The sequence below is a fragment of the Streptomyces mesophilus genome (genome assembly GCF_011044995.1).
Classification (GTDB): domain Bacteria; phylum Actinomycetota; class Actinomycetes; order Streptomycetales; family Streptomycetaceae; genus Streptomyces; species Streptomyces mesophilus.
This window is the reverse complement of record NZ_JAAKZW010000264.1, coordinates 1-10,543: the sequence shown is the minus strand read 5'-3', so window position 1 is coordinate 10,543 and position 10,543 is coordinate 1. Positions and strand designations below refer to the sequence as shown.

Annotated in this window: 12 protein-coding genes; 8 read left to right on the top strand and 4 right to left on the bottom strand. The window is 71.1% G+C overall.

The annotated features are described in order from the left end of the window. Positions 1–62 precede the first annotated feature (62 nt). The 4 genes from G6045_RS35580 to G6045_RS35565 all read left to right on the top strand — a co-directional run bounded on the left by G6045_RS35580 (position 63) and on the right by G6045_RS35565 (position 5,421). On the top strand, positions 63–1,235 hold the full coding sequence (locus G6045_RS35580; RefSeq protein WP_165336348.1) for a sensor histidine kinase: 1,173 nt from the start codon (positions 63–65) through the stop codon (positions 1,233–1,235). Continuing rightward, positions 1,232–1,897: a response regulator gene (locus G6045_RS35575; protein WP_165336347.1), complete on the top strand. Its 666-nt coding sequence runs from the start codon at positions 1,232–1,234 to the stop codon at positions 1,895–1,897. Before G6045_RS35580 ends, G6045_RS35575 begins: the two co-directional genes overlap by 4 nt. 157 nt (positions 1,898–2,054) lie before the next feature. After that, the gene (locus G6045_RS35570; protein WP_165336346.1) at positions 2,055–4,127 is read left to right on the top strand and encodes an MMPL family transporter; all 2,073 of its coding nucleotides are present in this window, start codon (positions 2,055–2,057) and stop codon (positions 4,125–4,127) included. 67 nt (positions 4,128–4,194) lie between these two features. Then, positions 4,195–5,421, top strand: coding sequence for an MFS transporter (locus G6045_RS35565; protein WP_165336345.1), 1,227 nt, complete (start codon positions 4,195–4,197; stop codon positions 5,419–5,421). A 16-nt stretch (positions 5,422–5,437) separates the two neighbouring features. Here G6045_RS35565 and G6045_RS35560 read toward each other — a convergent pair whose 3' ends face one another. Then, positions 5,438–6,037 (bottom strand): TetR/AcrR family transcriptional regulator, encoded by a 600-nt coding sequence (locus G6045_RS35560; protein WP_235968525.1) that lies wholly within the window; start codon positions 6,035–6,037, stop codon positions 5,438–5,440. A gap of 143 nt (positions 6,038–6,180) precedes the next feature. Between G6045_RS35560 and wrbA the strand changes: the two genes are divergently transcribed. Next, complete coding sequence (gene wrbA / locus G6045_RS35555) at positions 6,181–6,807, top strand: NAD(P)H:quinone oxidoreductase (RefSeq protein WP_165336344.1); 627 nt, start codon at positions 6,181–6,183, stop codon at positions 6,805–6,807. Between the two features lie 58 nt (positions 6,808–6,865). Continuing rightward, positions 6,866–7,444 carry a YdeI/OmpD-associated family protein gene (locus tag G6045_RS35550; RefSeq protein WP_165336343.1) on the top strand — a complete coding sequence of 193 codons (579 nt, stop codon included), beginning with the start codon at positions 6,866–6,868 and terminating at the stop codon, positions 7,442–7,444. Positions 7,445–7,517: 73 nt separating this feature from the next. On the opposite strand, the gene G6045_RS35545 is transcribed toward G6045_RS35550, so the two are convergent. Continuing rightward, a complete protein-coding gene (locus G6045_RS35545; protein ID WP_165336342.1) occupies positions 7,518–7,982 on the bottom strand; it encodes a pyridoxamine 5'-phosphate oxidase family protein in 465 nt (154 codons plus the stop codon). A gap of 172 nt (positions 7,983–8,154) precedes the next feature. Here G6045_RS35545 and G6045_RS35540 point away from each other — a divergent pair, with 172 nt between their 5' ends. Beyond that, positions 8,155–8,979, top strand: a complete 825-nt coding sequence (locus G6045_RS35540) for an alpha/beta fold hydrolase (protein ID WP_165336341.1) — start codon at positions 8,155–8,157, stop codon at positions 8,977–8,979. A 35-nt stretch (positions 8,980–9,014) separates the two neighbouring features. On the opposite strand, the gene G6045_RS35535 is transcribed toward G6045_RS35540, so the two are convergent. Beyond that, positions 9,015–9,371, bottom strand: a complete 357-nt coding sequence (locus G6045_RS35535; RefSeq protein ID WP_165336340.1) for a DoxX family protein — start codon at positions 9,369–9,371, stop codon at positions 9,015–9,017. A 100-nt stretch (positions 9,372–9,471) separates the two neighbouring features. On the opposite strand from G6045_RS35535, the gene G6045_RS35530 reads away from it, so the two are divergent. Beyond that, positions 9,472–10,368 carry a LysR family transcriptional regulator gene (locus G6045_RS35530; protein WP_165336339.1) on the top strand — a complete coding sequence of 299 codons (897 nt, stop codon included), beginning with the start codon at positions 9,472–9,474 and terminating at the stop codon, positions 10,366–10,368. Positions 10,369–10,443: 75 nt separating this feature from the next. Here the strand turns inward: G6045_RS35530 and G6045_RS35525 are convergent. Continuing rightward, on the bottom strand, positions 10,444–10,543 hold a 100-nt coding region (locus tag G6045_RS35525), incomplete at its 5' end, for a CGNR zinc finger domain-containing protein (protein ID WP_206344617.1).

The following is a 10,543-nucleotide window of genomic DNA, read 5'->3' as shown; positions in this document are numbered from 1 at the left end:
CCCCCTCCCCGTACCGATACTGAACAGACCCGAACCGGCCCTCCCCACCCAGGAGTTGCCGCATGCCCGAAGCATCCTGGCTGCGTGCCGCGCGCCGTCCGCAGGTGGTGGACGTCGCGCTGGCCGCGCTGGTCCTGCTCGCCGTCTCGTTGCAGTTCCTGCTGCCCGAGCGCGAGAACGACGACGAGCTGACCTGGCTCGGCTTCCTCTTCGCCGCCGCGACCGCGCTGCCGCTGGTCTGGCGCCGCCGTGCCCCGTACATCACCGGCATCCTGGTCGGCGCCGCGACCACCGCGATGACCCTGCACCACGCACCGCCGCCCGATGTCGTGTTCGGCGGCTTCGTCGTGCTCTACACCGGCGCCGCGATCGGCACGCCCTGGCCGCGCCGGCTGATGCTCCTCCTGTGGCTGACCGGGGCCTCGGTGTCGATGACGCTCAAGGAGCATGCCGAGCCCTTCGAGTACGCCTTCCATCTGACGAGCCTGCTCGGCGCGTACGGACTCGGCCGGCTCGCCCGGATCCAGCGTGCGTACACCGAGGCCGTGGAGGAGCGGGCGCGCAGACTCGCGTACGAGAGCGAGATGGAGGCCGCGCGGGCCGTCGCGCGCGAACGGGCCCGGATCGCGCGCGACATGCACGACATCCTGGCCCACGCGGTGAGCCTGATGGTGGTGCAGGCGGAGGCCGGCCCGGTGGTCGTGCGCAGCGATCCGTCGCGCGCGGAGGCGGCTTTCGAGGCGATCGCAGGCGCGGGGCGCGATGCGATGGCCCAACTGCGGCGCCTGCTCGGCGTATTGAAGGAACCCCGGGGATCGCTGCCGCCCGAACGCAGTCCGCAGCCGTCACTCGCCGCCCTCGCCCAGCTCATCGCGCAGGTGGCGGCGGTCGGGCTGCACGTCGAGCAGCTGCGGACCGGTGAGCCCGCCGAGCTGCCCGCGGATGTGGAGGTGGCGGTGTACCGGGTGGTGCAGGAGGCGCTGACCAATACGGTGAAGCATGCGGGGGCCACCAAGGCCATCGTCCAACTCGACTGGGGGGTCGACGAGTTGAGGTTGACGGTGCGGGACGACGGGCGGCCGGGCAAGACCCGGGTCCAGGGTGCGGGGCAGGGGCTGATCGGGATCAGGGAACGGGCCGCTGCCTGCGGCGGCACGGCGGCCACGGGCCCCGGACCCGACGGCGGCTTCTGGGTGATCGTCACGCTGCCCATCGAGACGCAGACGGTCGGATGAGCGTGCGCGTGGTCGTCGCCGACGACCAGGAGCTGGTCCGCAGCGGCTTCTCGATGATCCTCGACGCACAGCCCGACATCGAGGTGGTCGCCGAGGCGGGAGACGGCGCCGAGGCGGTGGACGCGGTCCGCCGGCACACCCCTGACGTGCTGCTTCTCGATATCCGTATGCCGGTCATGGACGGGATCGAAGCGGCGCGGGTGGTGTGTGCGGAGTCGGCGTGCAAGGTCGTGATGCTGACGACGTTCGATCTCGACGAGTACGTCTACGAGGCGCTGTACGCGGGGGCGAGCGGCTTTCTGCTGAAGGATGTCCGGCGCGATGACCTGGTGCACGCCGTACGGGTGGTCGCCTCCGGTGACTCCCTGCTCGCGCCCTCCGTGACCCGCCGCCTGGTCGCCGATGTCGTACGCAGACGACGCACCGAATCCGCCGCGGAACCCTCGCCCGCCCGTCTGTCCGTGCTCACCGCCCGCGAGGAGGAGACGCTGCGGCTGCTCGCGCGCGGGCTGACGAACGCGGAGATCGCGAAGTCCTTCGTGGTGAGCGAGCACACGGTGAAGACCCATGTGAGCAATGTGCTCAGCAAGTTGGGGCTCAGGGACCGGGTGCAGGCGGTGATCTGCGCGTACGAGACGGGTCTTGTGACCCCCGGAGCCTGAGGCCCCGCGGGTCCGGGGCTCCCCCGTGCGGGCGACTCCTCCCTCTGCCGGGCGAGAGGGGAACACCGCTCCGACCGGCGATGTGGCCAACTTCCTTTCCCAGGAGCCTGAGTGACGGACCCCGCCGAGGGCGCGGGGAACATCACTGGGAGGGACCGTGCTTTCCGCACTCGCCAGGGTGGCCACCCGTCGCCCGCTGACCGTCATCCTGATCTGGCTGCTGCTGCTCGTGGCCGGCTTCGGCCTCGGCACCCGCGTCTTCGGGGACCTCGAAGGAAGCGTCGAGGTCGTCGAGGGCAGCGAATCGCAGCGCACCGAGGAACTGCTCGACAAGCTCTCCACCGAGGGCGCTTCCATCCAGGCGATCGTGGAGTCCGGGGATCTCGCCGGGCTGCGGTCCGAGATCCGTGAAGCCACCGCGGACGTACGGGAGTTGGCGGGCATCGCCGACGTACCGGAGGGCATGCCGTCCGAGGACGGCGAGGCGCTGCTGATCCCGGTGGAGTTCGTCCAGGGCCTGGCGGACGACGACGAGGAAGGGCTCGCCGAGGAGGTCGCCGAGCGGTTCCATGCGATCGACGGCGCGACCGTGCACGTCAGCGGCGGACCGCTGCTCGGCGTCCAGCTCGGCGGGCAGGCGCAGGAGGACGTCGCGAGCGCCGAGATCATCTCGCTGCCCGTGGTCCTGATCGTGCTGCTGCTGATCTTCGGCGGTCTGCGCGCCGCCGCGCTGCCGCTGGTCGTCACGATCAGCGGGGTCGCGGGCGCCTTCCTCGCGCTGTACGGGTTCTCGCTGGTGACCGATGTGTCGGTGTACGCGGTGCAGGTCACCACCATGCTCGGGCTCGGACTCGCCGTGGACTACGCCCTGTTGATGGTGGTCCGCTTCCGTGAGGAGCGTGCATCCGCGGGCTCTGTGGCGGAGGCCGTCGAGCGCACGGTCGCGCGGGCCGGGCGGACCGTGCTGTTCTCCGGGCTCACGGTGGCGGTCTGTCTGACCGGTCTGATGGTGTTCCCGAACCTGTTCCTGCGCAGCATGGGTCTCGCGGCGGCCGCGGTCGTCGTGGTCGACATGCTGGCGGCGGTCACGCTGCTGCCCGCGCTGCTCACCAAGTTCGGCGGGAAGATCGCGCCCGCCTCCCCGCGCAGGCGGCTCTTCGGCAGGGCCTCCGAGCGCGAACCCGGCCAAGTCTTCGCCCGCCTCGCCCGCTTCTCGGCCCGCCGCCCGGTCGCGGTGACGGTCGCGGTGGCCGTCGGCCTCGTCCTCCTGGCGCTGCCCGCCACCCAGATGACCATGAACCTCGGTGACGCGCGTCAGCTCAAACAGGGCACGGAGGCACGGGAGTTGTACGACGCGGTCCGCGCCCACTACCCGGAGGGCACCGGCCTCGACCCCGTCAGCGTCGTGATCATGCCGGGCGCCGAACCGGACTGCGAACGCAGGATCCGCGCCCTGCCGGGCATCGCCCGCGCCGAGTCGGTGAAGACCGGCGACGGCACGACCCTGCTCGACCTCTACCCGAAGGGCACCGTCGACGGAGCCCAGGCCACCGGCCTGGTCGAGCAGATCCGCGACCTGCGCGGCGCCGAACCCGTCCATGTCACCGGGAACGCCGCCCACATGGTCGACTTCCGCGCCATGCTCGCCGAACGCGCCCCCTGGGCGATCGTGATCGTCCTCGTCGGCATCTTCGCGCTGCTCTTCGCCTTCACGGGCTCGCTCCTGATCCCCGTACGCACGATCCTGACGACCCTGCTCAGCCTGGGCGCCGCACTCGGCGTCGTCACCTGGGTCTTCCAGGACGGGCATCTGGCCGGGTGGCTGGGCGCCGAAGGGCTCGGCGCGCTGAGCCTGACCGCACCGCCGCTGATCATCGCGATCGCGTTCGGACTCGCCATGGACTACGAGCTGTTCATCCTGGCCAGGATGCGCGAGGAGTGGCTGCGCAGCGGCGACCACCGGGCCGCCGTGGTGACGGGCCTGAGGCAGTCCGGCCGTGTGGTCACCTGTGCCGCGGTGCTGCTCGCGATCGTCTTCGGCGCCTTCATGACCGGCAGCTTCTCGCCCATCCTGCAGATCGGCCTCGGGCTGACCCTCGCGGTCCTGATCGACGCGACGGTCGTACGGATGCTCCTGGTCCCGGCGACGATGACGCTGCTCGGAGGGCGGGCGTGGTGGGCTCCGCGGCGGCTGCGGAGGCTGCATGACCGCTTCGGCCTGAAGGAGTAAATGGCCCACTGGAGTGGGGGCGGATTGTCCTATGGTAGGGAGCCATTGGCTCCCTACCGTGCTGTTCATGACGAACCTGCTCCCGCCCCGAGGCCCTCAACGCACCCTCGCCCTGGCCCAGTTGAGCAACTCCGTGGGCGACGGCGCGTACTACGTCACCTCCGCCCTCTACTTCACCCACGTCGTCGGCCTCGACGCCGCGAAGATCGGGCTCGGGCTCACCGTCGCCTGGGCCATCGGCTCGCTGGTGGGTGTGCCGCTCGGGCGGCTCGCCGACCGGCGCGGACCGCGCGGGACGGCGATGCTGCTGGCCGTCGCCACGGCCGCCGCGGTCGCGTCCTTCCTGGTCGTACGCGACTTCGTACCGTTCCTGCTCGCCGCCTGCGCCTACGCCACCGCCCAGTCCGGACTCGCGGCCGCCCGCCAGGCGTTGCTCGCCGGCCTGGTCACCAAAGAGGAACGCACGGGAGCGCTCGCCCATCTGCAGTCGACGCTCAACGCGGGGCTCGCGGTGGGCGCCGGACTCGGCGGCGTGGCCCTGTCCCTTGGAACCGACGGCGCGTATCTCACGGTGTTCGCGATCGACGCGGTGAGCTTCCTGGCCTGCGCGTACGTCCTGACGCGGCTGCCCGCCGTCGAGCCCGTCCCGGCCGCCGAGGGCGCGAAGCTCGCCGTGCTCCGCGACCGTCCGTACGCCGTCATGACGCTGCTCAACACCGTGCTGCTGCTGCGGATGCCGCTGCTCAGCCTGGGCATTCCGCTGTGGATCACCGAGCGCACCGAGGCCCCCGAGTGGCTGGTGTCGGCCCTGTTCATCCTCAACACAGGTGCCGTGATGCTCTTCCAGGTCCGAACGGCCCGCGCGGTCACGGGACTTGGCACCGCCGCCCGCGCGATCCGCCGCTCCGGTGTGCTGATGCTGCTCACCTGCGGGGTGTTCGCGCTGTCCACAGGGGTGTCGGCCTGGGCCGCTGCGATCGCATTGATCGGTGGTTCGGTGCTGCTCGTGGTCGCCGAGATGCTGCAGTCGGCCGGCTCCTGGCAGCTCGGCTTCGACCTGGCCCCGCCCGGCCGTATCGGCGAGTACCAGGGCTTCTTCGGTACGGGCGTCACGGTCGCCCGCACCCTCGGCCCGCTCCTGCTGACCCTGCTGCTCATCGAGGTGGGTGCGGCCGGGTGGCTGCTGCTCGGCGGACTGATCCTGACGGCGTCGTACGCGCTCGGTCCCGTGACGCGCTGGGCGGCGGCGGCGCGTCCGGCCGACGAACCCGTACGGGATCAGGCGCTCAAGTAGACAAAACCTCGCTCAACTAGACGAGAGAGTCGAGCAGTTGGTCCAGCGACGCCTCGAGACGCTCCTCGGACACCTTCATCTCGCTGCGCAGATGGCACAGCAGACTCGGCTGGAACGCGCCGAGCAGCAGATGGGCCAGGACGGGAGCGTCGAGCTCGGGCCGGGCCTCGCGGATCAGCAGCTGCACATGGGTGTGGACGACCCGGTACGGGTCGCTCTTGTACCGGGCCGATGCCGAGGCCTTCTCGGCGGCGAGCAGCAGTTCCTCGGACTCGAGCGTGTGCTTGGCGTACGCGTGCAGAAAGGCCCGCAGCCGCTCGCCGGCCGGAGCGCCGGGACCGAGCGGGGGCGGGCCGGTCATGAACGCGGCCTGCAGGCGCTGCTCACCGTCGTCGAGCAGCGCGAGCAGCAAGGCCGAGACATCGCCGAAGCGCCGGTAGACCGTGCCGACCCCGATGCCGCTGGCGTGCGCGACCCCGTTCATCGTGAGCGCCTTCGCGCCCTGCTCGTCGATGATCCGCGCCGCCGCGTCCAGGATCCGCCGCCGGTTACGGGCGGCGTCGGCGCGTTCCGGGGGCGCCTGGCCGGCCATGGGGAGAAGCGGGGGCTGGTTCATGGCCTGCACATTACGGGAATCGTGCAGAACCGGAAAGCTATCCGGATACCCCTTGCGAACCGGATTCTCATCCGGTTAACTGTGGGCATCGCCGAAGCGGATACGAATCCGTTTCAGATCTTGTACCTCCGGAGGGGTTCGTCATGACCAGCGCCGACACCACCGCCACCACCGCGCCGAAGATCGCCGTCGTCTACTACTCGGCCACCGGCAATGTGCACGAGCTCGCCAAGGCCCTCGCCGAGGGCGCCGAGAAGGCCGGCGCCGAGGTCCGGCTGCGACGCGTGGCCGAGCTCGCCCCGGATGCCGCGATCGACTCGAACCCCGCCTGGCGCGCCCATGTCGACGCCATCTCCGACGAGGTCCCGGTCGCCACGCTCGACGACCTGAGCTGGGCGGACGCCTATGCGCTCGGTTCGCCGACCCGTTACGGCAACATCGCGAGCCAGCTCAAGCAGTTCATCGACTCGACCGGTGGTCTGTGGCAGCAGGGCGCGTTCCACGACAAGCCCTTCACCGGCTTCTCCTCCGCGCACAACGCGCACGGCGGCAACGAGTCGACCCTGCTCGCCCTCTACAACACGGCCCACCACTGGGGTTCGCTGATCGTCTCGCCCGGCTTCACGGACGCCGCGGTCTACGGCGCCGGCGGCAACCCCTACGGCACGGTGCACGTGGGCAGCAGCGGCGAGGTCTCGGACGAGACCCTCGAGGCGGCGCGCTACCAGGGCGAGCGGCTGGCGAAGATCGCGCACAAGCTGGTGAAGTAGGACAGCGGCCCTGCGAAGTAGGTCAGAAACTGACCTCTATCGCCCCTACGCTCCGGTCATGGAGACTTACGACGGAGCCGAACTCCTCATCCCCGCCGCCGCGTCGGCCCTGGAAGCCTGGCTCGACGAGCATCACGAGACCCGGACCGTCCTCTGGGTGAAGATGGCCAAGAAGCACACCGGCATCCCCTCCCTCACCTGGGAGGAGCTGGTCGAGCAGGCCCTCTGCTTCGGCTGGATCGACGGCCAGCGCCGCGGGTTCGACGAGTCCTGGTTCGTCCAGAAGGTGACCCCGCGCCGCCCTCGCTCCCTCTGGTCCCAGGTGAACGTGGGCAAGGCGCAGGCGCTCATCGCCGCCGGCCGGATGCGCCCGCGCGGTCTCGCCGAGGTCGAGTCGGCGCGTACGGACGGCCGTTGGGAGGCGGCGTACGCCTCGCAGAAGAACGCCACCGCACCGCCGGATCTCGTCGAGGCGCTCGACGCGAACCCGGCGGCGCGGGCGTTCTACGAGACGCTCGGCAAGTCCGACCAGTACGCCCTCTACTTCGGCCTGGTCACCGCACGCACCGAGAAGACCCGGCTGGCCCGCCTGGAGCGGTTCGTGGCGACGATGGCCGAGGGCCGGAAGGCCAACTGACCGCAGGGGGCGGCTGGTTCAGGCCGGCCACCGGCCCCGGCGGTGGTGAGTTCAGGCCGGGTGGCCCATCGGCTCAGGCCAGCCACCGGCCGTCCCGCATCAGATCCCGCCCTTGGATCTCGTTCGCCTCACGCCAGGCCTGGATGCGCCGGGGCGTGACCCGGAACCAGCGGTACGCCTCGGCGTTCGCCTGCTGCCGTGGATCCCAGTCGCTCGCCTGCGCGAACCAGTCGAGCGTCTCCTTGCCCAGCTCGTCGGCGGTGAGGACCTCCACCGAACCGTCGACCATCACGACATCCCGGGTCGGCCCGAGCCCGATCCTGGTCCGGCCCGATGCGGCGAGATTGCGCCCGGTCGGGCTGGTGACGGTGGTCGCGAAGAGCAGCGACGTGCCGTCCCAGGCGAAGGAGAGCGGCACGAGGAACGGCGCCCCCGTCTCCGGATCCGCACTCGCCACCCACAGATCGACGTCCTCTTCGAGCCGCCGCAATGTGTCGCTCTTGCGTTCCTCGGCGCTTCTGGCGGGCGGATTGGCCACGGTTGTCCCCCTCGGGTCGACGTGCGGCTGACGCTAGTTGGGGCACGACCGTTCCGTAAACCTTGATCCCGGCCTCTGCTGGGGGCGATGGTGCGCGGTGGAGCTCTTGACGAGCGTGGCTAACGTCGTTAGCTTGAAGTTAACAACGTTAGCCGCAGTCGAGGGGGACACCATGAACGGAACGCAGGAGCAGCCGAAGACCCAGTACCTGGACGTGCCGGGAGGCCGTATCGCGTACAGCGTCTCCGGGCCCGAGGGCGGGCACCTCGTCGTCATGGCGCCGGGCATGGGCGATCTGCGGGCCGTCTACCGCTTCGTCGTCCCGCGGCTGGTCGACGCCGGCTACCGCGTGGCCACCATGGATCTGCGCGGCCACGGCGAGAGCAGCACGGGCTGGGACTCGCACACCACCTCGGCGCACGGCGCCGACTACCTCGCCCTGATCCGTCACCTCGGCGGCCCGGCCACCGTGGTGGGCCAGTCCTTCACGCCCGACTCGGTCGTCTCCGCCGCCGCCGAACTCCCCGAGCTCATCACGGGAGTTGTGGCCCTCTCGCCCTGGGCGAACCCGCCGCAGCCCGGCCGTCTGATGGCCGCGGTCACCGGTGTGGTCCTGCGCACCCCGTTCCTGTGGGGGCTCTTCTACTCCTCGCTGTACAAGGCGGGCAAGCCCGCGGACTTCAAGGAGTACGTCGCCACCATGAAGTCCCGGCTGCGCGAGCCGGGCCGTACGGCCGCGTTCGTCGCGGTGGGCGATCCGAAGGCCAAGGACTCGGCGGCCCACCGCTCCCAGGTCCACCAGCCGTCCCTGATCCTGATGGGCACCAAGGACCCGGACTTCAAGGACCCGCGTGCGGAGGCGGAGGAGTTCGCGTCGGGGCTCGCGGGCCCGACGGAGATCGTGATGGTCGAGGGCGCGGGCCACTACCCGCAGGCGGAGATGCCGCAGGAGGTGGCGGCGGCGCTGCTCGCGTTCCTGGAGAAGACGGCGCGCTGAGCGGGGCGGACTCCGCTCCCTTTGGGGCTCGCCGCTCACCACACCCCGTGCTGCGCGACGCCGAGCACCAGCGACACCCCGGCCAGCGCGAGCATCGTCAGCGCGCCGGCCAAGTCGTGGTCGCGGACCCGTAGATGCGCGCCGATCGCGCCGAGGAAGTACAGCACCAGGCCGCAGGCCGCAGCCGTGCCGAGCGCCGGTACGGCGAAGCCCGCAAGCAGGCCCAGGGCGCCCGCGCCCATGAGGGCGCCGAGGCGCACCATCCATGAGCGCGGCACACCGAGGCGGTCGGCGATGGCCCCGACCGCTTCGTGCCCGGTGAAGTCGGCGTAGGCCCCGGCGGCGTTCGCCACGATGGTGAGCGAAGTGACGGTGACGTATGCGGCGAACATGGTGCGGCTCCAGCGGCTCGAAACGGAGGTGTTCCCTCGCCTCCGACTCTGCTCGCACGCCGCTCCGCCGATCCAATACCTGTCCTCATAACCTGGCGGCATGGACGTGGACACCAGGCTCCTGCGCTACTTCGCCGCCGTCGCCGAAGAGGGGCATCTGACCCGCGCCGCCGAGCGGTTGTACGTGTCGCAGCCCGCCCTGACCAAGCAGATCAGGCAACTGGAGAAGCAGCTCGGAGTCCAGCTCTTCGTCCGTACGCCGGCCGGGATGACGCTCACCGGGCCGGGGGAGACGCTGGCCGCCCGGGTGCCGGCGATCCTGGACGATCTGGCCGAGGCGCTGCGGCAGACACGGCACACGGCCCGACGGGCGGAGCAGGTGCTGCGGGTCGGGTTCCTGGCCGGGGCCGCGGGGGAGGCCACGCAGGAGATCATCGCCGCGTTCGGGCGCCGTCGGCCGGGCTGGCGGGTGGAGATGCGGCACGCGTCCTGGTCCGCGCCGACCGCGGACCTGACGGCCGGCGACGTGGACGTGGCGCTGCTGCCGCTCCCGCTGCCGGGCCAGGAGGAGTTACGGGTGGAGGTGCTGCTCACGGAGCCGCGCTGCGTGGTGCTGCCCGCCGGCCACCCCCTGGCGGAGCGCGAGGGTCTCGCCTTCCGCGAGCTGTGGGACGAACCGTTCGTGGCGGCTCCCGTGGCGGCGGGCACCTGGCGCGACTACTGGCTGGCCACCGACGCGCGCGAGGGCCGCGAGCCCCGTATCGGCGCTGTCGCCGACAACCCGGACGACTGGCTCAGCGCCGTCGCGGGCGGCCACGGCATCGCACTCGCCCCGGAATCCGCCGCCCGCTACTACGCCCGCCCGGGAGTCGCGTACCGCCCGCTCACGGGAGTCGCGCCCAGCTCGGTGGCCGTGGTGTGGAGGCCGGCGGCCGACGCGGATCCGTTGGTGCAGGACTTTGTGGGCTGCTGTCTGGAGCGCCGGCGGCTGGACTGAGGACCGGCAGCAGGACTGGGCACCGGCAGTACGGCTCGGTCAGTCCGGCCGATCCGGTCAGTCTGTCCGGTCCGCTCAGTCTGTCCGGTCCGGCTTGTGGCGCTGGTAATAGCGGGCCACGCGGGTGCGGTTGCCGCAGCGGGCGGGGGAGCACCAGCGTGGCCCGCTATTACCA